The following is a 23,966-nucleotide window of genomic DNA, read 5'->3' as shown; positions in this document are numbered from 1 at the left end:
ACCGCATAATAGGTTTTTATTTTTTGCTTGGTCTCAAAAGGGGATAACGGATATTCGTCGAATGTAAATATAGGAGAAAGGAGCAGATGAAGAATGATCACTAAGTTAGAACACAATCAGCTTGAAGAATCTTTACAGTTATCTGAATATGCGTTTCAATATACTGTACCAAGAGAAGACAGGGAGAGACGTATTCAACAGACTAAGAACCATACTGTGTATGGAATATATGAAGAAGAGAAATTAGCTGCAAAGCTTCATTTGATACCTTTGGAAATACAGATGGGTAAACATGTGTATCCCATGGGGGGCATTGCAGGAGTCGCCACCTATCCGGAGTTTAGGAGGAGGGGGTACGTACGTCGATTGATGAACCATTCATTACAAAAGATGAAGGAAGATGGCCAAGTCTTATCCATGCTCCATCCATTTTATATTGATTTCTATCGCAAATTTGGTTGGGAGGTATTTACGTATTTCCACAAGGCACAGCTGGAGAAGAAGGACCTAGTCCCTTTAAAGCCTCATAATGGACAAATTAAAAGATTTACGAAGGATACGTATCCTAATGAATTAGAATCGATTTATAATCGCTACGCTGAAGAATATAATGGCATGCTCGTCCGTTCAGAAAACTGGTGGAGGGAAAGAAGCATCACGGATTTGTGGATAGCCATATATTATAACGAACAAGCTGAGGCAACCGGATACCTTACATATGAAGTGAAAAAGGAAAAGATAAAGGTTGAAGAATTTGTTCCCCTTACAAGTGATGCAAGAATTGGATTATGGAACTTTATTTGTCAGCACGACTCTATGGTGAAAGAGGCAGAACTTATTTTGAACCCGTGTGAACCATTACTGTATATGTTGAGGGACCCTGCAGTTAAGATGGAAAAGTACCCATACTTCATGGCAAGAATCGTCGATGTGGAAAACTTCTTGAAGAAATATTTAAAAGAAATCGATTTTTCGTATCAACTGTCACTCTCCATTACGGATCCGACAGCCGCATGGAATACCAATACCTTTTTTGTAAATAAAAATGAAGTGATTGTGGGAGAAAAGATGGAGGATCCGGTCTCAATGGATATAAACGCTTTCACGGGGTTAGTTTTTGGAATACATACCCCACAGGCCCTATTGCAAATGGGAAAACTTCAATGCGGGCAAGGGCAAGGAGAGCTTCATAAGCTCCAAGCCTTTTCTCAGGGGAAACAGCCGTTTTTTTATGATTTCTTTTAATGAGGTCCAACTTAACAGATCAACAATAATGTGAACATAGTCAAAGGAATTTTAATCGGTGATTCAAAAAAGGACAAATCCTGGTCGACAGGATTTGTCCTTAAAATTATAACTTGAAATTCGTTTTTATAATACCTGCCTCTTTAGCGGAGTTAAAAACAATGAGTAGTAATGGACCTATGATAAAGCCCAATACACCAAAGAGTTTAAGCCCAAGATACATGGCGATCAATGTAGCAAGCGGGGATAGACCAATATGGGTTCCCATCACTTTAGGCTCTACCGTTCTTCTAATAATAAGAAGAATGGCAGCTAAAACAGCAAGTTGAGTTCCTAATGCTATATTTCCTGTTAAGAGATGGAAAATAGCCCAGGGGCCCAAAACGACGATGGACCCTATCAAAGGAATGAAGTCAATCACCCATATGATAATCGACATTACGATTGCAACATCGGGAGATATAAATAATAATCCAATTAAGGAAACGATAAAGATGATAATACTCACCAGGAATTGAGCTTTAAAGAATCCAAAAATAACATAAGTGAGCCGGGAAGTCATAAACGCTACTTTCTCTGCAGTTCTTTCTGTCAGGTGACCATAAATGGATTTCTTAATGCGTGGTAAATCCAACATGAAAAGAAAGAGAGCAATTAAGTAAACTAGAAAACTGACTAAGTAATTGGGTATATAAGATAAAAATACGCTTATCTTTTCAATATTGACAGAGTTAAGAATCTTCGTCTTCCCACTATTCAGGAAGTTTTGAACGTCTTCACTGAAGCTTTTCACTAATTCATCAGGAAGATCCTCCGTCGCGTTCAATAGCCTATCCTCATAATCAAGCCATATATCGCTTAATTGGTTAACATATTTCGGTGCATCTTCTATGAGCTTAATACCCTCACCTACGACTTTCGTAGTTACGAAGAACGAGGAAACGCTAATAAGAAGTAGAAATAGTATAAAAACAGAAAGTACAGCAATTCTACGTTTTGCCGAAAAACGCTTTTGAATAAAGCTAACGGCTGGCTCCAGGAAAAGAGCAGTAATAATCGCAGTAATGAGGGGAACGGAAACAGGTAAAATAAAAAAAGCAACTATAGCAAGTATTAAGATGATAAGCGTAATCATTAATACTTTTTTCGTGAAAAACTTGGACAATTGTGTACCCCTTTCTAACAAAAACCTCTTACTATATATTATATGAGAGAATGGGGAGAATGAACAGTAGGAAGAAAATGAAATTTTAAAGGATATTTTTCTGTTTACATGCATGTTTATCGATTGTTGAACAGGAGAGATTGAGGTATTGCACACTCTAATTAAGACATAGAAAAAGACTGTCTGAAGATAGACAGTCTTTTTAAATTCAACTATTACCAAGCGAAATTCGTTGCTTCTTTTTTGACATCCGTAATAAGTTTTTCACAAGAAGTGACCAGGTGTTTAGGGAATTCTTCACCTTCACCGTATTCTACACCATGTGGATAATAGTGCTTACCTAATAGTGGGGTCATTAATTGGATAACTGCGTCATGCTTACCGATATCTCCTTCAACAGCAAGACCTTGGATTCGCAAGTAGAAAATGCCTTCTCTAATTTCGAATTTGCGATCGTACGTTACTCTTTCGTAATCCCATTGCCCTGCACGAACTAGACCATGAGATTCCATAATTTCGTCTAATCGGTTTAAATCCACTTTTAAGCTTTCAAATTCTGTTCCTTCAAATCGCATAATAATTCCCTCCTATATTGTCTGGCATGATGGCTCTAAAAGCACTCATGCTGTACGTATGGTTGAAGCATTTATATCGGTGTATGTACAATGATACTAATGCGGTATTTCTCATTCTTAATAATAGTGGAAAAACCTTTATCTTGCAATGTCTTGAAGCATTTGATTATGGCAATTTTATAAAAGGTGAATATCCTTCAGGAGAAAGTGAAAAATATAGAAAGTAATTCTGAACACATGAGGAGGATAAATTTGACACAAATCAAAGATATAATGACAAAAGATGTTGAAACCTGTTCATTACTGGATAATGTTTATGAGGTTGCTCTTAAAATGAAGGAACATAATGTAGGATCCATTCCCATCGTGGATGGTGAGAAGATTGTTGGAATGATGACGGACCGGGATATAGTCCTCCGCTGTATTGCTGAAAAGCACCCTGCTTCATCGAAGGTAGAGGATATTATGAGTACACATTTAATAACTGTAGGACCTGAAGCCGAAGCGGAAGAAGCGGCTTATATCATGGCCGAGAATCAGATCCGCAGACTCCCTATTGTTGATGGAGACCGATTGGTCGGGATGATCTCTTTAGGTGATTTTGCTATAAGGGAATCACTGGGCAGACAGGCCTACGTTGCGTTAGAAAATATATCTGAATCGAATTTCAGAAATAAACCGTTTTAATCCTGATGATGAGATGATCTATGATCATCTCTATTTTATTTCAGGCAGAAACCTTTCCCTAAAGAGATTCATTTGTTTTAGAAGGCATGAAAATATGCTATCCTTTATACTAGACTGAAGTTTTAGAATCATGAACAATGGTATAATAATTCTAGTATATGCAGCATATCTTGATAGAGAAAGTAGAGAGGAGGGAAATTTCTGAGAACCGTTTTGCGTATTTTGATCATTCTTGTCATTATTTTATTTATTGGTATTTATCAAGGTCAAAAACAAGAAAATGAACCTCTAAAAGGACCAGAAACCCAAACTCTTAAAGAAGACAACGAAAACCAATTGAACCAATCAATCGAAACTTCAGGTGAACGTCCTACATCCGGTTTATCTACCTGGATTGGTAAGGATACAAAAAAGGTAATAGAAGCTTTTGGGGACCCTGAGCGGGTTGAACCAAGCTCCTATGGTTATGAATGGTGGATCTACCCGATTTCGGATAAGCAGTACATACAAATGGGCGTTAATAATGATAAAGTCGTTACGCTGTTTGCCATTGGGAATCAAGTGGATGTGTCCCCTTATAAATTGGGGCAAAGCTTGGAAGACATATACCGTTTTACAATTGTTGATTCCGAAATCGTGGTAAATGATGATTCAGGGGCTTATCAATTTGAACTGAATGAAGAAGACCTGAATACACGGCTACTCATATCCCTCGGAGATATTTATGCACAGCTTTATTTAGACAAATTCACCGGTAAGCTTACGAGTATCCGCTTTCTGGATAGCCAAACATTGATTGAGATGCATCCATATGAAATGATGTATCGAGGGGAATTGGCAGAAGCAGAGGACCCGAGTGAAGATGAATGGGATAAAGTGAATAGTGCCAGTGAACAGCAGATCTTCGATATTACCAATGTGCTCAGGCATCAATTTGAGGAAGGTACCTTAAAATGGGATGAAGAAACGGCAAAGGTAGCAAGAGGGCATAGTAGGGAAATGTATGAAGAGGACTATTTCTCACATGATTCACCTACCTTCGGAAACCTTTCCGAGCGCCTGGAAAGTGAAAACGTTATGTTCAAAACAGCAGGGGAAAACATTGCTTCCCAGTACACCGATGCTCCCGAAGCCGTTCATGGCTGGCTCAATTCTGAAGGACATCGAAAGATACTATTGGAACAACAATTCACTCATCTTGGTGTCGGGGTATACAAAAGGTACTACACTCAAAACTTTATAGAGAAATTCGAAAACGAATAAAAGGAAGGTTGATTCCCAACGCTAAAAGGGGAGTCAACCTTTCTTTTGGAAAAAAAGCTCGTCTATTGTTTCTTTTTGAATATAAAAAAGGATCCGGTAGAATGAGCGACAATCTTGCCGTCTGAACATACAACTTTCCCATCCACAACAATTGTCTTGCTGCCCTGATGAACCACTGTTGCATGAGCAGTTAATCGTTCTCCTTTACCTGGGGCCAAGTAGTGAACATTTAAATTTGTGGTCACGGCACCATAACCCTCTGGAAGCATCATATTGGCCAATGTCCCCATAGCTGAGTCAACCAAAGTAGCCGTTACTCCTCCATGAACGATCTTCAGGGAATTATGTGTAACTGGGGTTATCGGAATGCTTATTTCGAAATTCCCGTCTTTTACTTCACGGTCCATTGCAAATATTCCGCCAATGATTGATCCATTTTCATTTTCTTTCTTACGTTTTACTCCTTCAAGAAGCTGCTTCAATATAAGAAGTTCCTCATCCGTTGCCCCTGAAAGACATTCATCAAATAACTGTTGTACCCGTTCTTTCATCTTCATACATCCTTTTCTCTATTCACAGCAGCCTGTTCATGGAAACTGTTTTGTTGAAAATCGACTTTAATATACATGTAAATATTACTACAAAAAGGAATGTATCACCATTCTTTTCAATCCTTCATAAAGTATAGTAGGTAGATGCCTGTAATGGAGGTGTTCATAAAATGGGTAAATCACTACACCCAAAGGTAAAAGAGTTTAAAGGATTTGTGAAGAAGCACCCAAAAATTGTAAGGGATGTACGGAATGGCGATGCTAATTGGCAAGATCTCTTTGAAGACTGGTACTTACTTGGGGAGGATGATACAAAATGGGATAAGTATAGAGACCAAGTCACCAAAGAAACAACAGCAACAAACCAGGTAAGTAAAAACGGCTGGATGGATCAAGTAGGAGAAATGGTGAAAAAAATGGACGCTAATCAATTGCAGCAACATATTAACAGCTTAAGCGAAGCCCTGGGAGCCGTGCAAGGTGTACTTAGTCAATTTCAGTCAAATAACAATAGGGGATCAAAAACGGCGACCAAAACAGAAACACCATCTAAACCCTCCCATCCATTTTCATTCCGAAAAGATTAGGAGGGCGACGAAATATGAGAGCAGATATTATTGAGTATATTTATGCCAAAGAAGATCTGAAATTATTTTTAAGGGATCAGCCACAGTGGTATCGCACCCTTTCACGTAATCCCAATGAATTAGAGAAATTCGAAATTGCCTCCATCAACCATTTTCAAAAGACGATTCCTCATCGAGTACAAAAATTCTCAAACGGAGTGCAAATGGCTTCCATGATGATCAGTATGTTTCAATCAATGAATAGTGCCGATAGTTGAGGTGCTATTTTTTTGTTGTGGGCATGCATTAAATACTTCATCACCCCCTCCCATCAAATATTATGAGTAAAATTCATGTGGATAGGGCAAGGCTATTAGTAAGGAGTGGTGTACACGATGAAGAAAATCATTTTTCTATCCATTGCGTTACTTATTGTATTAAGCGGCTGTAAGGAAAAAATGCCTGAACCAGAAAGCTTTACGTTCACAAAAAAAGTAGAAGCAGCAAACACTGAACAAAAACCTCTTTCCATCAAACATATGGTACAAGGAAGTCAAGTGTATATTGAATGTATCGTTCCCAATGTAACTTTCACTTCAGAAAAAAGCGGAGCAAAAAAAGGGAAGATTGTCGTTCGTTCAAATACAGGAAATTTGTATAAGGAATATCATACAGCTGCCTTTGTTGTAAAAGGATTACCAAAAGGTGTACATCTTCTCAACGTGGAAATCGTAGGGACGAATAACAAACCTTTAGGGATGAAAAAGCAGTTTTATGTGACGATTCAGTAGTATTATTTATCATTGACCGCCGTGAAAATTATTTCACGGCGTTTTTGATGCAGGATAATTTAAAGTTGGCCAGGCATTCCATTAAGTGAGCAAATCTAAAAAATCAATTTGTATATTCGCTTCCTTTCGTAAAACATGTTAAAATGTCGTTACGGAGGTGAGCATTATGCTTGCTACTATAGAAAGAATGGAAATATTGGATTCAGCTGACGAATTATCTCAGTGGATTTTAGAATCTGATGTGGCAGAAAATTATCGTAAGTCTTTATATAAACTTCGTAATCATTCTGAAACTCAGCGAAAAGTACAAACCTTTGCGCGGATGAAGGAAAGTTACGAAGAAGTTCAGCGTTTCGGCCGTTACCACCCTGACTACAAAACCATCATGAAAGAGATCCGTGAAGTGAAAAGAGAAATGGATCTTGATGAAAATGTAGCAGAATTCCGGCGTGCGGAAAACGAATTGCAAGATCTCCTTGATCAAGTGAGCCTGCTAATCGGCCATTCTGTATCAAAAAATGTAAAGGTTCCTTCAGGGAATCCTTTCTTTTCAAGCGGAGGGTCATGCGGAGGAGGCTGCGGTTCTGGCGGAAGCTGCGGCTGTTCAGCGTAAACAAGTTGAAAGAAGAGCGGACAATGCGTCTGCTCTTCTTTCATTTAGAGAAGATCAAAACCTATACCTACTGCCTTAACCTAACACAATCCACGCAGAGGTTCCCGCAGCAAAACATCTTTTCCTGCGGAACATAGAACCGGTGGCGATATACATATATTGATTCATCTTCCCTGAAAAAAATCGTATCTGAGTGCAATCTTTTTCCCCGCATCGCTTTAGCCGACCACTTTTTAATGGAGTATTCAATGTCACTTTTCTCTTTCTTGGATTGTATATAGATAAATGGAATGCCTGCGCTCCATTTCACATGAGCATCCTCAATCCCATCTTCTTGCCGAAGCTGGTCGATAAAAAAGTCCCAAATCACATTTAAGTCCATGGTGGCCCTCCATTCTCTACTTCGTTATGTAGTATTCACTGTCAGCTTAATTATTGAATGTTCACACCATTACGTATTGCTTACCCCCACATTATTATGCTAGACTTAGAAAAAAGTGATTCCTAGAGGGGAAACTATATGTTAACAGAGAGACAAGGTTTAGTTGTTTGGTTACATAGTTTGAAACATGCCAAATCCCTGAGACGATTTGGGAATGTTCACTATGTTTCGAAGAAAATGAAATATGTTGTACTTTATTGTAATCAAGATGAAATTGACTCGGTAATGGAACGAATATCTACCTATTCTTATGTGAAAAAAGTAGATCCTTCATTTAAGCCATTTATTAAGTCTGTTTTTGAAAATTCCCGCCCGGATAAGGCAAAGGAATATGATTACAAAATGGGATTTTAATGTTTGCTGCCAAAGAGTGTTGTTTTGGCAGCTTTTTTCTTTGGGTATAAGCCCCCTGTTACAAAAAACTGCACGATTAATATCCTTTATTGCAAAGGCAGTATATAATGATTTAAGCGCAGTATCGCGATCAGATGTTGATAGTACAATTCTTTTTCTGGATAGAGACTGGAGGGTTTCACATCCATTTGGATGATGACCTTGTCTAATTCGTTAGCCGTTTCTTCAAAAAGGGAGTAGCGCTGATTCGGTGTGATGTTCGGGTTTGGAATTCCTTCCCTGCACACATAGATTGCTTGGAATTTCCCCTGTTCTGTAGGTTTCATCACAAGAGCCAGGGACGATACGGCCCGGTTATTAACAATTGTATGAAATGCCATCATATGCTGTAATCGTTCTTTATTAGCTTTTGCAAGCTCCATAAGTTCATAAATATCTGAATATCCTTCTCCTAATTCAATAAAACGTTGAATCATTCATTCAATCTCCTTTTCTTACCGAGTTTATCAATTCCTTATTATTTCAAACATATAGTGATAAGTAAAGATTCTAAATAACTTATAGGGGTGATCGTAATGGTATGGTTATTTCTATTTCTCGTCCTGGGATTATCATGTTTATATGTAATCGGAGGGAGGCAGGAAAGGAAAGACATTGAGATAAAGAATAGTGATTCCTTTATCGTGACAGCAATCCTGTCGACACTGGCGGCTCACGGAATCTTATCTCTCATGGAAGAAAATGAACTGCAAAACTCTTCACTTGAAGATTTACAAGAAACTCTTCTCAGTAATGGTTTGGTCGATGAAATTGAATGGAATCATTTAATGAACGATCATTTAGGCGACTCCCCTTTTCTCACAGACAGTAAAGATCTGGATATTGGATGAATAAAAAATGGTAATCTCCTTAAAATATCCCACCACTCTCTGCCTGAATCTGCTATTCTTTATGTAGCAGACGGAGTTAAGGAGTATGGTATGAAACGCGTTCTATTTACATTTGGTCTACTTATGGTTCTGATCAGCTCTGGCATCCTTTTCTTTCAATGGATGGGATTTACGACGGAAAGTGCCGAAGAGTCCGGAACTGTAAAAGTGAATCAGTCTTATTTCATTACGCATAAGGAAAAAAATTTTCTTGTTACACAAACCATTCAATTTTTATCAACGATTCCCAAACAAATAACAATTGAATGGCCGGATGGTGCAATGGATTTTACATGTGTAAATGATAGAGGGGAAAATTGTTTAACCAAACAAAACGGGGAATTCCTACTAAGCAATCTCCACAATGAGCTTCAGGAAATCACGATTTCCTATTCATTTGAACAGCCACTAGAAACAGAAGTAATGTTAGTAAAAGAGTGGCATCCTACACTTTCTTCTGTTACTACAATAAATACAGATATTCATATAACGGAAAAGAACTTCAGGACTGGAAAATGGATAGCAGGATATAAATATGCCAGCCATAAAAAAATGAATTATATTGATTACTATTTCTTCAGTGGTGGAGGGGAGCCATCCGCTTTATATTGGACAAGAGAAACGATGATGGAAAAAAAGTCATCTACTGTGAGAATGTTGTACGACACGACTGACATTGAAGGTATCCGGGGGGCTTCCCTGAGTTCCTTTAAAGGATTTGTGACGGTCATCATCACGAACAAAATAAAGCCCTATCGATCTCCATATTTGATTGTGAGGAATACAGCTGACGGGGAGCTCCTGAATGAAGTGAAAGGCGGCTTACTTTACCAACAGCATGAAACCGCTGATGAAGAGGTTTGGCTCAAAGAGTTTATCGTTGGCATCAGCTTAAAAAAACAACCGCTCACTTCAAAATCCGCATGGGCTTATAAAGAAATAATGGAAGGACTAACATCCCTCCAATTGGATGAATTTAAGCGAAGAATTGAGAAGGATCAGACAAAATCCGTCGATGCATTAAAATTAGATATGACAGTAGGAGCGGTTACAGGCTTTGACTCTACATTTTTCACTGAAAATACAAAAGGGAAAAAGAATGTCCCGATGGTATTTAAAGCCGATCACCCAGTGGTCATCAACAAGAAATCACATAACCTGTCATACATTTCTTATAAACAGAAAGAGTACATTCAATTCCCACAAGCCGTGAAGGCTCTTGGACTGAATATCAAAGAGATTCAACCCAACGTATTCTTTACATCAATGAATGGAAATTCATTCAGATTTTATGTAAATGAAGATTATTTTATTTACAATGAAGAAAATTACGGCTTATTAACGAAACCTGTCCAATCGATTGGGGGCTACCATTATATGGATGTTCAGTGGTTTGAGAAATTGTTTAAGGTAAAAGTGTTGAAAAAAGAAACCTCAATCGAAATCAAAGAAGAAATGTAAAAAGCCCTGCAGAAATTCTGCAGGGTCCTTCTATATCCATTTCTGGAAAGAAGGCAAAGGGAGAGGAGAAACCGGAGGAAGAACTTATGGGGAATCGTAAGTCTTCTCCGCGGTTGGCAACAACATCAGTTAGGATGCTGTTACTTCCATTATCACCTATCAAAATGATTTTATACATTTTTAGAACAATTTCAGTATGTAGCGATATCTGTCGAGATATGATAGGATAGTGAAGAAAAAATACATATTTGGTGGATGATTATGAGAGTGATATCGGGTACGTTAAAGGGTAGACCGTTGAAAGCTGTTTCTGGCAGTGGAACACGGCCGACTACAGATAAGGTGAAAGAGTCTATATTTAATATGTTAGGCCCCTATTTTGAAGGGGGATCAGGATTGGATTTGTTTGCAGGGAGCGGTGGACTGGGAATAGAAGCCCTGAGTCGGGGGCTTGATTCTGTTATATTCGTAGACCGTGATGCAAAAGCATTTCAAACCATTAAGGCAAACATCCGGGATTGTGACTTAATGGACCAGAGTGAAGTGTATCGGAATGAAGCAACGAGGGCGTTAAAGGCTATTTTAAAAAGAGAGTTAACCTTTGATTATATTTTCCTGGATCCCCCTTATAAGCAACAGAAGCTTCAACAACTCCTTGAGTTCATCGATGAGCACAACCTTTTAAATGAAAGCGGTTACGTCATGTGTGAACATGGCTCGGATATTACCTTGGAAGACAGAGCCGGGAGCTTGAAGAAAGTAAGGGAAGAAACGTATGGAATTATAAGGATTTCCATTTTTTCGAAAGAAACCGATTGAAGGAACAAAAGGCAGGGGGTAAAAATATGACGAGCATTGCAGTTTGTCCGGGAAGCTTTGATCCGATTACTTATGGACATTTAGATATTATCACACGAGGTGCGAAAGTTTTCGATCAAATTTATGTTGTGGTCTTAAATAATTCTTCTAAAAAACCACTTTTCTCAGTAGAGGAAAGAATTGAATTGATTCGTGAGGTAACAAGGGAAATTCCAAATGTAGTGGTGGATTCTTTTCAAGGACTTCTAGTAGATTACGCAAAAAAAGTAAATGCGAAAGCAATTATTAGAGGGTTGCGTGCGGTATCGGATTTTGAATATGAGATGCAGATCACGTCTATGAACAGGGTTTTAGAAGATGATATTGAGACGTTCTTTATTATGACGAATAATCAATACTCTTTCTTGAGCTCGAGTATTGTAAAAGAAGTGGCTAAGTACGGGGGGAACATATCCGAATTAGTCCCGAAGCGTGTGGAAGAATCGTTAAAGGAAAAATATAGTGAATTAAATAAGCCTGAATAATGAAACAGGGTTGATCCCAGAGTCTGGACCTTACCTTTCACATGATGTGGAAGATAACTGGCATAGGCAAAGGGATCAACCCCATTTTTTATTTATACACTTGTCTTCTTGCATACAGAACGATGTAGAGTATCAAACTGAAAATAGTGACCACTGGACCTGCAGTCTTAAACCAATATAGCATTTCCGTCCAGAATGCATTATTTTTCATGGCGAAAACGGGTATGGCATTTGAGAGCTGCTCATCGGAAAATCTCTCATATATCGGCTTCCAAATAAGAATGGTCGTGACGGACGCCGCTATTCCGTGAACAAAACGGGCATAGAAAAAAGGTTTGAACCGTATATCGGTTTCGGCTAAGATGCTTGCAACTTGTGCTTGGACACTAAATCCACTGAATCCTAATATAAAGCTTGTAATGATGGCTTGTTGAAGGAGAGTGGCTTCATTCACTCCACTTGTCAGCTTTGAACCTAACGTAATTTCAAATAATCCGGATATAAAAGGAATACTTAACTGCTCCGGTAATTGAAGCAGAATAAATAGAGTTGAAAAGCCTTCTGCAAAAAAGGTCGTTATGTGAAGATGGTAAAGCATTTTATTTATGACTGAAAATAAGATTATGAAACCACCAATCATTAGTAAGGTTTGGATAGAAGAGGTGACAGCATCTCCCAAGAGTTTCCCTATAGGGCGCTTATCTTCAAGTCTTGTTCGATGAAGAGCAGAAAAGGCTTCCCGAATGATAAAGCCCTTTTTCCCCGAAGAGGAATTCCTCATTTCTTCCTTTTCTTTTCCACCATAGAACCTCATGACGACACCTACACAGATGTTTCCAATATAATGAGCGGCAGCTAAAACGATACCAAGTGTAGCGTTTTGAAAGAACCCGACTGACACAGCTCCGAATATGAACAAAGGATTGGAAGAGTTCGTGAAGGAAACAAGGCGCTCAGCTTCCAATTTGGTGATTTGTTCTTCTTGTCTCAGGCGGGCCGTCAATTTTGCTCCCGATGGAAAACCTGATGCCATTCCCATTGCCCACACAAATCCTCCGACCCCGGGAACCCGGAATAATGGTCTCATCAAGGGCTCAAGCATGACCCCGATAAACCTGACTACCCCAAATCCAATCAACATTTCAGACACGATAAAAAATGGTAGTAAGGAAGGGAAAACGATCTCCCACCACATATCTAATCCACGTATGGACGCCTCAAGAGATTCTCCGGGCATTATGATGAGAGATACCGCAAACACAGTCACGCTTATGGATAAAGCCAAGGTTTTGATTTTCGATTTAAACAACCGGACTTCCCCCTCTTATGAAATAAGTTCCTGCTATATCAATTCCTTGTGAAATGGGAAAAGAATGATAAAATGGGATTAATTCAACTTGTCCTCATATTACTCAATATACTCATACATAATTGAAATAGACCATATGATGAAATGTACCGATAACTCGGGAAAAGGGGGAAGGGCATGGAGAGACCGAAAATTGGATTAGCCCTCGGCTCGGGTGGGGCAAGAGGTTTTGCACATTTAGGTGTGTTAAAGGCATTTGATGATGCAAAGATTCCGATTGATATGATAGCAGGGAGCAGTATGGGCGCTTTGGTCGGCTGCTTTTATGGGGTAGGGCATAAGATGGAAGATCTTTACAAACTTTCTGCCACTTTCAGAAGAAAATATTATTTAGATTTTACAGTTCCGAAGATGGGATTTATTTCGGGTAAAAGGATAAAAGAATTCATTCAGCTTTTCACACATAATAAAAATATTGAAGATTTAAACATCCCGGTAAGTGTAGTCGCCACAGACATTACAAATGGGGAAAAAGTAGTATTTACGACTGGACCTATTTCAAGTGCGGTCAGGGCAAGTATCGCGATTCCTGGTATATTTGTACCTGAAAGAATAAACGGCCGTTTACTCGTGGACGGAGGAGTCATTGACCGGGTACCAGTTTCCGTTGTAAAAGAGATGGGTGCTGATATCGTCATAGGAGTCGATGTATCTCATGTGAAACGTAATGCAGAAATCACAACGATTTATGATGTGATTATGCAAAGCATCGATATCCTTCAACTAGAAATCGTCGCACACAGGGAATTTGCTTCTGACTTTATGATAAGACCACATGTAGAAATGTATAGTACCAGAGCATTCAAAAATATTGAAGAAATTATAGATATGGGAGAGGAAGAGGCGAAGAAGGTTATTCCTTCTATTCAGAAGGCTTTAGATAATTGGAAGGAGTAAGAACATGAAAACGAAAACATTAATCAGGACCCTAGTCATCATGACCATTATTATGGTTGCTACATCCTTTTATTATCTTCCATTCTATGTAACGAAGCCGGGAGGTGCACATGAACTGGATCCGATCGTTGATGTGAAGGATGGATATGAGGACGAAGGTGAATTAATGCTTACAACCGTCAGGATGGGAAGAGCAAATATCTATGCCTATCTTATAGCAAGCTTAAGAAAATACGAATACATCTTTCCGGTTGAGGAAATCAGAAGTCCTCATGAAAGTGACGAGGAGTATAATCTTCGTCAACTTCACCTTATGGCCGACTCTCAAAACCATGCCATTGAAGTTGCCTTCAAAAAAGCAGGTAAACCCTATAAATACACATATAAAGGAATATATGTGTTAAATATTTATCCTTCAATGCCAGCAGAAGAAGTCTTGAAGCCTGGTGATCGAATTACTGCTGTTGATGGCAATGCATTTCAATCCTCAGAGGAATTTATCGAATATGTCAGTAAGAAAAAAAGTGGGGATAGCGTGAAGATTACTTTCGTTCGGGATAAGGAGGAGATGGTTGAAACGATTTCTCTTCAATCTTTTCCAGATCTGCCGGATAAAATAGGTCTTGGAATTACCCTCAGTGATGATAAAGAAATCAAAACCAACCCGACGGTGAAACTGGATACTGAAGAAATAGGTGGCCCTTCCGCAGGATTGATGTTTAGCTTGGAGATTTATAATCAATTAACGAAGGATGACCTCACGAAAGGGTATTCCATTGCGGGAACCGGTACGATTTCCGAAAATGGGGAAGTTGGGCGCATTGGCGGTATTGAACAAAAGATCATTGCTGCTGACAAGGCGGGTGCAGAGTATTTTCTTGCTCCACATGAAACAGTTACAAAGGAAATGAAAGAAAAATATCCTGATCTTGAATCAAACTATATTGCTGCCAAAAGAACGGCTGAAGACATTGATACGGACATGAAAGTAATACCCGTGAAAACATTTGATGAAGCATTAGCATTTTTACAAACATTAGAATAAACAAAGAGGCTGCCTTCTGTCAGCCTCTTTTCTATTTATATAATAATTGGCGGTTGAGACCATTCTTGATGAAGTAATTTTTTTCGGGCTGCCGCATTTTCTAAACCTAATGAATAAATTTCAGCCGCTCTGACATCTAAGGTTATATCACATTGATTTGCACTGGAAAGCTTGCTGATTAAAGGCAAAGGCATTTCTTTTTTCTTAGAATGGATAAATTCCCTCCCTGTCTTATTCATTCCAAGTAGGCGAATATAGCGTGGAGAGTTATGTCTGCTTCGCATCTCTACCTTTTTTGTACTGGTTAAAACATGAAGGAGCATTCGTTGAAGCCGCGTCCAAGTATATCGTTTTGTTTTAAGCTTCATCATGAATTCTTCAAAGGAAGTCGAGCTTTTAACTAACTCTATCATCCGATTCTCTATACCTTCTTCTATTTCATATATCTCCTTCAGCTCCTCTTTGGACGACGAAAGAAGCTTATACTGCAAAAATGTCCAGTAATTTTCCCAGCGATGGAATTCCCCGTACTCGAGTCGGTACTGAGATAATTGATCAACAGAAGTAGAGGGGAGATAGGAGTCAATCTTGCTATCACCCTCACTGCTGAAAATATGTTTCCTGATGCTTGTAGCGCTCGCAATCGAAGGAGAAGAAAAGTGCTCGTCATGGTATCCGGCAGATTCTCTTGTGATGGTGTAAGCTTTTAATGGCGTGTGAAGCTGATTTCTAGCTTCCATATAGTGAAATCCCAGTATATTATTCGGCTTACTTAAATCGATGACCGAATCCCCGCTCCCTAACCTTTGGAAGGCTTTGGCCAGAGCAGAAGGATAGCTCGTGCCTTCCTGGATAAACTCACTTATATATGTATTGTATTTCTCCTTATTCGCTTGGATGAATTGGACCGTTTTCTCGAAAGTATCGATATCTCCATCTTCACTGCCGAAACAAAAGCTTTCACAGCCGATGGCCTCAAGGAGAGAAATGGCTCCCCTGGAAAAAAATTCAGCATGCTGTGTTGCAAAGCAATAAGGAAGCTCAATGACAACGTCAACCCCTGCTTCCAATGCCATTTTGGTGCGGGACCATTTTGAGACCAGTGCTGGCTCTCCACGTTGAAGGAAATGCCCACTCATAACCGCAATCACCACATCCGCTCCAGTGGTTCTTCTCGTTTCCCTTAAATGATGTAAATGACCATTGTGAAAGGGATTATACTCTACTACTACTCCTGTTGCTTTCATGAATTTCTCCACATCCTTTCTAAGTCGGAACTATCTGCTATTTAGTTCATTATATAAGGAAATGATATAGATTCTCTCCTTTTATAACATAATCATAACTAATATTATAAAATATTTGAAAATCCTTATATTTAAACGTTATAATTACAACACTATGGTTGTAAAGAGTGTAAAGAAAAAATATTGACAAACGGTATTATGAAAGCTATAATTACCTTTGTTGCCTTGAGGTGATTACATTGAAATGGTCAATAATACAATTACAAAAATTTAGAGACAAGGGACTTTCCATTGACGAAACAATTAATTTGGATGAATTGAAAGAAATCGATCCCCAAATTATAGAAGTCTCACCTATTCGAGTGTCTGGAAAGGCAGATATCGGATCAAACCGGGTCACCTTCCATCTTCATATAGAAGGAAAGTTAGTATTACCTTGCTCAAGAACCCTTGTGGATGTTGATTTACCAGTTGACATTAAAACGATCGAAACCTATCTTCTAAATGAAAGTGATTATGATCAGTATGAGGAAGAGGAAGTACATCGAATCCAAGGTGATGTTATTGATTTAAAACCTGCTATAAGAGAATTGCTGTTACTTGAGATTCCGATGCAAGTAATCAGTGATGAAGCGAGAGAACAAGATGAGATGCCTTCTGGTAAGAACTGGGAAGTTCTGACGGAAGAACAAGCTTATCAAGTCGAGCAAGAGGAAGAGAAAAAGGTTGATCCTCGTCTCGCTGACTTAGCAAAACTTCTTGATCAAAACAAGAAATCTTAAAAGCGAAGTACCAGTTCGACTGGCTTCATAATGAGTATGAATCTCTTTTAAGGAGGTGGGAAGAATGGCAGTACCTTTTAGAAGAACATCTAAAACAGCAAAAAGACAACGTCGTACACACTTCAAACTACGTGTACCTGGTATGGTAGCATGCCCAAACTGTGGTGAAATGAAACTAGCACACCGTGTTTGTAAAGAGTGCGGAACGTATAAAGGAAAAGAAGTTGTAAACAAATAATTGTTTATAACAAAAAAAGCGTGAAAGAGGCCATGGCTCTTCACGCTTTTTTTATTGTCATTTTAAAGAAATCTCTGTTCAACCCATTTATAAAACCATACACTATAAGTATGGAAGGAGAGGTCTGATTTGGGAGAATATATGATACATATGAATGAAGATGGGATCCTGCAGTTTATCATCAATCGTCCGGAAAAGCGAAATGCAGTGAGTTATGAAATTATGGAAGGACTCGAAAAAGCGTTAAATGAGTGTATTCATAATGATCATGTGAAAGCGCTGCTTATTACTGGTAGTGGTGATCAGGCTTTTTGCTCAGGAGGGGATTTATCTCAATTTTATAACCTGAAAACTGAAAGTGAAAGTTATGGAATGCTCAGTAAAATGGGCAGCCTCATTATGAAACTAGCCTTTCTACCAAAACCTACAATCGCCTTTATTAACGGAACGGCGATTGGCGGAGGGTGTGAGATTGCCACAGCTTGTGATTTTAGAATTGCCAAAAGGACCTCTAAAATGGGTTTCGTTCAAGGGAATCTGGCCATCACCACAGGCTGGGGAGGGGGGACCTTACTTTTTGAAAGGCTTTCAGCGTCTAAAGCACTCTCGTTACTGATGACAGCGAGGGTGGAAGAAGCAGAAGTCCTTCATGATATAGGGTTTATAGATGAATTAGTTGATACCAATGTCCCAATCCATGAAATTCCCCTTATTAAGATGATTTCACTGAAATCAGAGGGGGTCTTGAAGGCATATAAGCTGCAACTCCTGAGGAAATGGGATGAAAAAAGAGTAGAAGAGAATATAATGAAGGAAATCAGCCAGTGTGCAAAGCTTTGGGCGAGTGATGAGCATCACGAGGCAGTGGAGAGATTCTTTAATAAATAAACCATGCCAAAAGGAGCGGGTTCAGAAAACCTGTTCCTTTTTGTATGGATAAAAAAATAGTGATGCAGATTCTATCTTCTCTAGTAAGCGCATATGTATGGATAAACTGGATCTTACAGGGGGGATGGAAATGTCTTCAAATAGACAGGATGCATGGAGTCAAGATGAAGATGTGTTGTTAGCGGAAGTGGTATTACGTCATATACGAGAAGGCGGTACCCAGCTTCAAGCATTTGAAGAGGTAGGAAGGAAACTATCAAGAACATCAGCGGCTTGCGGCTTTCGTTGGAACTCATTTGTTCGTAAACAATATAAATCCGGAATTGAACTTGCTAAAAAGCAGAGAAAGCAATCTAAGAAGGATTCTCCAATAGGTAAGGTAAATGAAGATAAACAAGAATTGCCGAAGCAGGTAGAGAGTTCTCCAGAGCATGAAGCCCCTGAGGTGTTTTCAATGGGCAGTATGATAAATTATCTTCAAAAAGCTGAAGAAGCCGTTCGTAACGGTGAAAAAGTAAGGAATGAAAATACACAGCTTCATGGACAAATCTCTTTTTTGAAAGAAAAACTCCAAGAGGTTGAAGGGGAGTTGAAAGAGTATGAAGCGAAATATAATCTTCTTGAAGAAGATCATAAGTCATTATTAGCTATTTTTGAAAAAGCAAGGAAAATGGCTCTTTTGCAAGGGAATGAAGATAAAGTGAAGTTTCAGATGGATAAAAACGGGAACCTACAGCGGTTGAATAAATGAAGACAAAGATAGGCTGGCTAAATGAATTCATTTAGCCAGCCTATCTTTGTTCATTGTGATAATGGTTATCGTATGCTTGTCGCCTCTGTTCGAGCCGCCTCCGCTTTAGTTATCATCCAGCTCCGGCGGCTAGAGGCTCGAGGTCATAAGTCAAACCAGCCAAAAAGGCAAAGAACGCCTTTCCGGCTGGTTCGTCTTATGCTTGTCGCCTCTGTTCGAGCCGCCTCCGCATTAGTTATCATCCAGCTCCGGCGGCTAGAGGCTCGAGGTCATAAGTCAGACCCACCAAAAAGGCAAAGGACGCCTTTCCGGTGGGTTTGTCTTATGCTTGTCGCCTCTGTTCGAGCCGCCTCCGCATTAGTTATCATCCAGCTCCGGCGGCTAGAGGCTCGAGGTCATAAGTCAGACCCACCAAAAAGGCAAAGGACGCCTTTCCGGTGGGTCTGTCTTATGCTTGTCGCCTCTGTTCGAGCCGCCTCCGCATTAGTTATCATCCAGCTCCGGCGGCTAGAGGCTCGAGGTCATAAGTCAGACCCACCAAAAAGGCAAAGGACGCCTTTCCGGTGGGTCTGTCTTATGCTTGTCGCCTCTGTTCGAGCCGCCTCCGCATTAGTTATCATCCAGCTCCGGCGGCTAGAGGCTCGAGGTCATAAGTCAGACCCACCAAAAAGGCAAAGGACGCCTTTCCAGTGGGTCTGCCTTATGCTTGTCGCCTCTGGTCAAGCCGCCTCCGCTTTAGTAGTTAACTGATTTTCTGTTCTTTAACCCCTTCTGGGAACCATACGTATGGATTTTCACCTAAATCTCTTTCCACTTCGTACGTAACGGCTTCGAACCCCATTTTCTCCCAGAATCCCTGGGATTTAATACGGGAATTTGTCTTAATGGGTAAACCAAAGCTTTTCGCAAATTCTACGAGCATTTTTCCGTAACTTTTGTTCTGATATTTTGGTAATACCTCAAGTTTCCATAGTTCCAAGTAATTTTGGGGAGGATCGAAGTACTGATCAAAACGGGCATTGCGCTGATACAAGCTCATTCTGGCAACCAAGGTATCTCCAAAGTAAATTCCATAAAAAGGTGACTCGCTATCGTTTTCAATAATGTTTGCTTGTAAGTCTTCCAGCATGGATAATTCCTGTACACCATATTCTTTAAATTTCTTAAACTCTTCAAGAGTTTTATAATTTACTTTTAATTTTTCCACTTTAACAGCCATCGTATAACCTCCTAGAATGCTAAAAAATATGTTTGAGAAAACATGGTGAATCATGGATCCGTTTGTAACGGATCTAATGATCATGCAAGTATTTACTATTATTATATAACAAATAAACAAAAAATTCTGCACTTAATTAAGAAAACGTTTACAATAAAGAAGAAGGATTTCGACGATTTTTGTAGAATTCGTAATATGAACAGAGGTGTTCTATGAAGAAAGGGGAGAGATTGTGCGAAAAATTCTAATTGCAAATAGGGGAGAAATTGCTTCAAGAATCATTAAAACCTGTAAACAATTAAACATTCAAACAGTCGCGGTTTATTCCGATGCAGATCAGGATATGCCCTTCGTTAAAGAAGCGGATATTGCACACCGCATAGGTGAATCACAAGTGAATCGCTCATACTTGGTAGTGGACAATATACTCGACGTAGCGAAAAAGGAAAAGGTGGATGGAATTCATCCCGGGTATGGTCTGCTATCAGAAAATGCAGACTTCGCCAGAAGAGTTGAAGAAGAAGGTTTCACCTTCATTGGTCCTGCTCATGACATTATCGAAAAGATGGGCGACAAGGTAGAGGCTAGAAGGGTGATGCAAGAAGCGTCTGTACCGGTCGTACCTGGAAGTGATGGAGGTGTCGAAACCCTTGATGCTGCCAAGCGTGTAGCAATTGATATTGGCTACCCCGTTATGTTGAAGGCCAGTGGTGGAGGCGGGGGAATCGGTATGATCCGCTGTGAAAATGAGCAAGCGCTCGTTCAAAGCTTCGACTCTACTAAAAATAGGGCAAAAGCCTATTTCGGGAAAGAGGAAGTCTTTCTTGAAAAATGTATTGAGAATGCGAGACATATTGAAGTTCAGATCTTTGGGGATCATCATGGGAATTTGGTGCATCTTTTTGAGCGGAATTGTTCTGTACAAAGAAGAAATCAAAAAGTGATAGAAGAATCACCTTCTCCCGGGCTTTCTCAAGAAACGAAGGAGAAGATGTTTGCCTCTGCTGTACAGGCAGGGAAGGCAGTCAGCTATACGAATGCCGGAACAGTTGAGTTCATTGTTGATGAAGATGAAAATTTTTATTTTCTGGAAATGAATACCCGACTACAAGTAGAACATCCGGTCACTGAAACCATCACGGGATTAGATTTAGTGAAGTGGCAGCTTTTAGTAGCTTCAGGAAACCCTCTCCCTCTATGCAAACAGGAGGAAATCCCTGTGAACGGTCATGCAATTGAGTTTAGAGTATACGCCGAGGATCCGAAGACGTTTTACCCGTCTCCAGGTCAATTAACGACCTTGCAATGGGGAGAAGGAGAAGGTGTTCGAATTGATAGCGGATACGCAGAAGGAAACAAGGTTACTCCATTCTATGATCCGATGATTTCTAAATGCATCATCGAAGGAAAAGATCGTCAAGATGCATTACATAAAGCCAAGGTCTTCTTTGAAGGGGTAACCATTGAAGGAGTAAAGACGAATGTCACTCTATTCAAGAATATCATTGAAGATAAAGGCTTTATCGAAGGATCTTACACCACGAAATGGCTTCAGGACTTCTTGACAGCCAACCGCACGTAAGAAGAATGGGCATTGGGCATTATGTTAGACACTGATAAGAATTCAACTAAAAGAGAACAAACTGGAGGAATCGATCATGAAGGAAATTACATCAACAATGGCAGGAACGGTTTTAAATGTACTTGTAGAACAAGGCGGAGTAGTGTCTGGTGGGGATACTGTATTAATGCTTGAATCAATGAAAATGGAAATTCCTGTGGAAGCTGAAGCGGGTGGGAAAGTTTCGGAAATTAAGGTGAGTGTAGGGGATTTTGTCAATGAAGGGGATGTATTACTCGTTATTGAAGGTTAAATCGAGTATGCAAACATTAAGTCAGAGATGATTTGAACATCTCTGACTTGTTTACGCATTTACATAAAACGACGGAGGGGATAGTATGTCGACATCTAAAACGATCATCAATACTCTCGAACAAACGAGAGAAAGGATTACTTCGGGTGGTCAGCCGAAATATCACGAGAAATTGAAAGAACAGAAAAAGATGTTTGTTCGTGATCGGCTTCAACAGTTATTTGATAATGGGGATTATCAAGAAGATGGTATGTTTGCAAACAATAAGGCAGAAGATCTGCCGGCGGATGGAGTCGTAACGGCAATTGGAAAGGTTGGAGGCCAGACTGTTTGTGTGATGGCCAATGATTCTACAGTTAAAGCAGGATCATGGGGAGCAAGAACCGTTGAGAAAATCATCCGGATTCAAGAAACCGCGCTGAATTTAAAAGTGCCTATCTTTTATTTAGTAGATTCAGCCGGAGCTCGCATTACCGATCAGTTAGATATGTTCCCTAATCGACGCGGTGCCGGTAAAATCTTTCATAATCAAGTGAAAATGTCAGGGATGGTTCCACAAATTTGTGTACTTTTTGGACCGTCGGCAGCTGGTGGCGCGTATATCCCTGCTTTTTGTGACATAGTGATTATGGTTGATGGAAATGCATCTATGTATCTCGGTTCTCCTCGTATGGCTGAGAAAGTAATCGGCGAAAAAGTGACACTCGAAGAGATGGGTGGTGCAAGAATGCATTGTACTGTCAGTGGATGCGGAGACCTTCTTGCAGCATCTGAAGAGGAAGCGATTGAAGAAGCGAAGAGATATTTAAGTTATTTCCCGGCGAATTATAAACACAAGCCTGCCGTCAAGGATGGTCTCGCTCCTAAGCATGAGAAGCTGTTAGAAGACATTATCCCGGAACATCAAAATGCACCTTTTAATATGTACGATTGCATCGATACATTGATTGATGAAGGCAGCTTCTTTGAAATGAAAAAACTCTTTGCACCTGAATTAATAACAGGTTTCGGGCGAATGGATGGAAAAGTGGTCGGGATCATTGCCAATCAGCCAAAGGTAAAGGGAGGAGTACTTTTCCACGATTCTGCAGACAAAGGGGCAAAATTCATCCAGTTATGTGATGCATTCCATATTCCCTTATTATTCCTTGCAGATGTCCCTGGTTTCATGATAGGGACGAAAGTGGAGAGAGCAGGTATTATTCGCCATGGAGCTAAGTTGATCGCTGCCATGAGCTCTGCAACGGTTACGAAGATTTCTGTCATCGTAAGAAAGGCATACGGCGCCGGTCTATATGCAATGGCAGGTCCAGCTTTTGATCCTGATGTTTGTATTGCCCTCCCTACAGCTCAAATTGCCGTAATGGGGCCTGAGGCAGCGGTAAATGCCGTTTATTCAAATAAGATACAAGCTATCGAAGACCCCAAGGAGAGAATTCAATATGTTCAAGAAAAGCAAAAAGAATATAAAGAACACATTGATATCTATAAACTGGCTTCGGAATTAATAGTCGATGAAATTACAGCTCCTAATGAGTTACGTTCTGTTTTAATTCAACGTTATAAGCTCTATGAAACCAAAGAAGTTCAATTTAGTGAGAGAAAACATCCCGTATATCCTGTTTAATGATAGTTAGAAAGGGCTCGCTCCTTAGGGACGGGCCCTTTCTT

At 39.7% G+C, this 23,966-nt stretch carries 29 protein-coding genes; 21 read left to right on the top strand and 8 right to left on the bottom strand.

The window, feature by feature from the left end:
- Positions 1-93: 93 nt before the first annotated feature.
- Positions 94-1,245, top strand: coding sequence for a GNAT family N-acetyltransferase (locus TV75_RS04850; protein ID WP_044337513.1), 1,152 nt, complete (start codon positions 94-96; stop codon positions 1,243-1,245).
- Between the two features lie 106 nt (positions 1,246-1,351).
- Here the strand turns inward: TV75_RS04850 and ytvI are convergent, their stop codons facing one another.
- Positions 1,352-2,410, bottom strand: a complete 1,059-nt coding sequence (gene ytvI / locus TV75_RS04845; protein ID WP_044337512.1) for a sporulation integral membrane protein YtvI — start codon at positions 2,408-2,410, stop codon at positions 1,352-1,354.
- A gap of 215 nt (positions 2,411-2,625) precedes the next feature.
- Positions 2,626-2,985 (bottom strand): YugN family protein, encoded by a 360-nt coding sequence (locus TV75_RS04840; RefSeq protein WP_044337511.1) that lies wholly within the window; start codon positions 2,983-2,985, stop codon positions 2,626-2,628.
- 252 nt (positions 2,986-3,237) lie between these two features.
- Between TV75_RS04840 and TV75_RS04835 the strand changes: the two genes are divergently transcribed.
- Positions 3,238-3,672: a CBS domain-containing protein gene (locus tag TV75_RS04835; RefSeq protein ID WP_156142316.1), complete on the top strand. Its 435-nt coding sequence runs from the start codon at positions 3,238-3,240 to the stop codon at positions 3,670-3,672.
- 213 nt (positions 3,673-3,885) lie between these two features.
- Positions 3,886-4,935, top strand: a complete 1,050-nt coding sequence (locus tag TV75_RS04830; RefSeq protein WP_253275466.1) for a CAP domain-containing protein — start codon at positions 3,886-3,888, stop codon at positions 4,933-4,935.
- Positions 4,936-4,997: 62 nt separating this feature from the next.
- Here the strand turns inward: TV75_RS04830 and TV75_RS04825 are convergent, their stop codons facing one another.
- Entirely contained in the window at positions 4,998-5,486 is a 489-nt protein-coding gene (locus TV75_RS04825; RefSeq protein ID WP_044337509.1) for a PaaI family thioesterase, read from the bottom strand.
- Positions 5,487-5,656: 170 nt separating this feature from the next.
- Between TV75_RS04825 and TV75_RS04820 the strand changes: the two genes are divergently transcribed.
- From TV75_RS04820 to TV75_RS04805, 4 genes are all read left to right on the top strand, one after another.
- Positions 5,657-6,073 carry a YlbD family protein gene (locus TV75_RS04820; protein WP_044337508.1) on the top strand — a complete coding sequence of 139 codons (417 nt, stop codon included), beginning with the start codon at positions 5,657-5,659 and terminating at the stop codon, positions 6,071-6,073.
- A 14-nt stretch (positions 6,074-6,087) separates the two neighbouring features.
- On the top strand, positions 6,088-6,330 hold the full coding sequence (locus tag TV75_RS04815; protein WP_044337507.1) for a YlbE-like family protein: 243 nt from the start codon (positions 6,088-6,090) through the stop codon (positions 6,328-6,330).
- A gap of 117 nt (positions 6,331-6,447) precedes the next feature.
- The gene (locus tag TV75_RS04810) at positions 6,448-6,843 is read left to right on the top strand and encodes a hypothetical protein (RefSeq protein WP_052504421.1); all 396 of its coding nucleotides are present in this window, start codon (positions 6,448-6,450) and stop codon (positions 6,841-6,843) included.
- A 166-nt stretch (positions 6,844-7,009) separates the two neighbouring features.
- Positions 7,010-7,456 (top strand): YlbF family regulator, encoded by a 447-nt coding sequence (locus tag TV75_RS04805; RefSeq protein ID WP_044337506.1) that lies wholly within the window; start codon positions 7,010-7,012, stop codon positions 7,454-7,456.
- Positions 7,457-7,523: 67 nt separating this feature from the next.
- Here the strand turns inward: TV75_RS04805 and TV75_RS04800 are convergent, their stop codons facing one another.
- Positions 7,524-7,838 (bottom strand): hypothetical protein, encoded by a 315-nt coding sequence (locus TV75_RS04800; RefSeq protein ID WP_052504420.1) that lies wholly within the window; start codon positions 7,836-7,838, stop codon positions 7,524-7,526.
- 138 nt (positions 7,839-7,976) lie between these two features.
- Here TV75_RS04800 and TV75_RS04795 point away from each other — a divergent pair, with 138 nt between their 5' ends.
- Positions 7,977-8,252: a YlbG family protein gene (locus TV75_RS04795; RefSeq protein ID WP_044337505.1), complete on the top strand. Its 276-nt coding sequence runs from the start codon at positions 7,977-7,979 to the stop codon at positions 8,250-8,252.
- Positions 8,253-8,338: 86 nt separating this feature from the next.
- Here the strand turns inward: TV75_RS04795 and TV75_RS04790 are convergent, their stop codons facing one another.
- Complete coding sequence (locus TV75_RS04790; protein WP_044337504.1) at positions 8,339-8,728, bottom strand: DUF7147 family protein; 390 nt, start codon at positions 8,726-8,728, stop codon at positions 8,339-8,341.
- Between the two features lie 99 nt (positions 8,729-8,827).
- Here TV75_RS04790 and TV75_RS04785 point away from each other — a divergent pair, with 99 nt between their 5' ends.
- From TV75_RS04785 to coaD, 4 genes are all read left to right on the top strand, one after another.
- Positions 8,828-9,142 carry a hypothetical protein gene (locus tag TV75_RS04785; protein ID WP_044337503.1) on the top strand — a complete coding sequence of 105 codons (315 nt, stop codon included), beginning with the start codon at positions 8,828-8,830 and terminating at the stop codon, positions 9,140-9,142.
- A 90-nt stretch (positions 9,143-9,232) separates the two neighbouring features.
- Complete coding sequence (locus tag TV75_RS04780) at positions 9,233-10,642, top strand: hypothetical protein (protein WP_044337502.1); 1,410 nt, start codon at positions 9,233-9,235, stop codon at positions 10,640-10,642.
- Between the two features lie 261 nt (positions 10,643-10,903).
- Positions 10,904-11,461: a 16S rRNA (guanine(966)-N(2))-methyltransferase RsmD gene (gene rsmD, locus TV75_RS04775; RefSeq protein ID WP_044337501.1), complete on the top strand. Its 558-nt coding sequence runs from the start codon at positions 10,904-10,906 to the stop codon at positions 11,459-11,461.
- Positions 11,462-11,487: 26 nt separating this feature from the next.
- Complete coding sequence (gene coaD / locus TV75_RS04770; protein WP_044337500.1) at positions 11,488-11,985, top strand: pantetheine-phosphate adenylyltransferase; 498 nt, start codon at positions 11,488-11,490, stop codon at positions 11,983-11,985.
- 88 nt (positions 11,986-12,073) lie between these two features.
- Here the strand turns inward: coaD and ylbJ are convergent, their stop codons facing one another.
- Complete coding sequence (gene ylbJ / locus TV75_RS04765) at positions 12,074-13,294, bottom strand: sporulation integral membrane protein YlbJ (protein WP_044337499.1); 1,221 nt, start codon at positions 13,292-13,294, stop codon at positions 12,074-12,076.
- Between the two features lie 177 nt (positions 13,295-13,471).
- Between ylbJ and TV75_RS04760 the strand changes: the two genes are divergently transcribed.
- On the top strand, positions 13,472-14,251 hold the full coding sequence (locus TV75_RS04760; RefSeq protein WP_044337498.1) for a patatin-like phospholipase family protein: 780 nt from the start codon (positions 13,472-13,474) through the stop codon (positions 14,249-14,251).
- A gap of 4 nt (positions 14,252-14,255) precedes the next feature.
- On the top strand, positions 14,256-15,296 hold the full coding sequence (locus tag TV75_RS04755) for a SepM family pheromone-processing serine protease (RefSeq protein WP_044337497.1): 1,041 nt from the start codon (positions 14,256-14,258) through the stop codon (positions 15,294-15,296).
- Positions 15,297-15,331: 35 nt separating this feature from the next.
- Here TV75_RS04755 and TV75_RS04750 read toward each other — a convergent pair whose 3' ends face one another.
- A complete protein-coding gene (locus TV75_RS04750) occupies positions 15,332-16,543 on the bottom strand; it encodes a nucleotidyltransferase (RefSeq protein WP_044337496.1) in 1,212 nt (403 codons plus the stop codon).
- A gap of 239 nt (positions 16,544-16,782) precedes the next feature.
- Between TV75_RS04750 and TV75_RS04745 the strand changes: the two genes are divergently transcribed.
- The 4 genes from TV75_RS04745 to TV75_RS04730 all read left to right on the top strand — a co-directional run bounded on the left by TV75_RS04745 (position 16,783) and on the right by TV75_RS04730 (position 19,202).
- On the top strand, positions 16,783-17,325 hold the full coding sequence (locus TV75_RS04745; protein ID WP_044337495.1) for a YceD family protein: 543 nt from the start codon (positions 16,783-16,785) through the stop codon (positions 17,323-17,325).
- A gap of 64 nt (positions 17,326-17,389) precedes the next feature.
- Positions 17,390-17,563 (top strand): 50S ribosomal protein L32, encoded by a 174-nt coding sequence (gene rpmF / locus TV75_RS04740; protein ID WP_044337494.1) that lies wholly within the window; start codon positions 17,390-17,392, stop codon positions 17,561-17,563.
- 129 nt (positions 17,564-17,692) lie between these two features.
- A complete protein-coding gene (locus TV75_RS04735; protein ID WP_156142315.1) occupies positions 17,693-18,451 on the top strand; it encodes an enoyl-CoA hydratase/isomerase family protein in 759 nt (252 codons plus the stop codon).
- Positions 18,452-18,581: 130 nt separating this feature from the next.
- Positions 18,582-19,202, top strand: a complete 621-nt coding sequence (locus tag TV75_RS04730) for an RsfA family transcriptional regulator (protein WP_044337493.1) — start codon at positions 18,582-18,584, stop codon at positions 19,200-19,202.
- 742 nt (positions 19,203-19,944) lie between these two features.
- Here TV75_RS04730 and TV75_RS04720 read toward each other — a convergent pair.
- Positions 19,945-20,421 (bottom strand): N-acetyltransferase, encoded by a 477-nt coding sequence (locus TV75_RS04720; RefSeq protein WP_044337491.1) that lies wholly within the window; start codon positions 20,419-20,421, stop codon positions 19,945-19,947.
- Between the two features lie 232 nt (positions 20,422-20,653).
- On the opposite strand from TV75_RS04720, the gene TV75_RS04715 reads away from it, so the two are divergent.
- The 3 genes from TV75_RS04715 (at position 20,654) to TV75_RS04705 (ending at position 23,922) form a co-directional block, all read left to right on the top strand.
- Entirely contained in the window at positions 20,654-22,003 is a 1,350-nt protein-coding gene (locus TV75_RS04715; protein WP_044337490.1) for an acetyl-CoA carboxylase biotin carboxylase subunit, read from the top strand.
- A 76-nt stretch (positions 22,004-22,079) separates the two neighbouring features.
- Positions 22,080-22,295, top strand: a complete 216-nt coding sequence (locus tag TV75_RS04710) for a biotin/lipoyl-binding carrier protein (RefSeq protein ID WP_044337489.1) — start codon at positions 22,080-22,082, stop codon at positions 22,293-22,295.
- Positions 22,296-22,380: 85 nt separating this feature from the next.
- Positions 22,381-23,922 (top strand): acyl-CoA carboxylase subunit beta, encoded by a 1,542-nt coding sequence (locus tag TV75_RS04705; RefSeq protein ID WP_044337488.1) that lies wholly within the window; start codon positions 22,381-22,383, stop codon positions 23,920-23,922.
- Positions 23,923-23,966: the final 44 nt, after the last annotated feature.

The organism is Rossellomorea aquimaris (assembly GCF_000935355.1).
Taxonomy (GTDB): domain Bacteria; phylum Bacillota; class Bacilli; order Bacillales; family Bacillaceae_B; genus Rossellomorea; species Rossellomorea aquimaris_B.
Note: the sequence above shows the minus strand (reverse complement) of the source record. Positions and strands in the feature narration are given on the sequence as shown.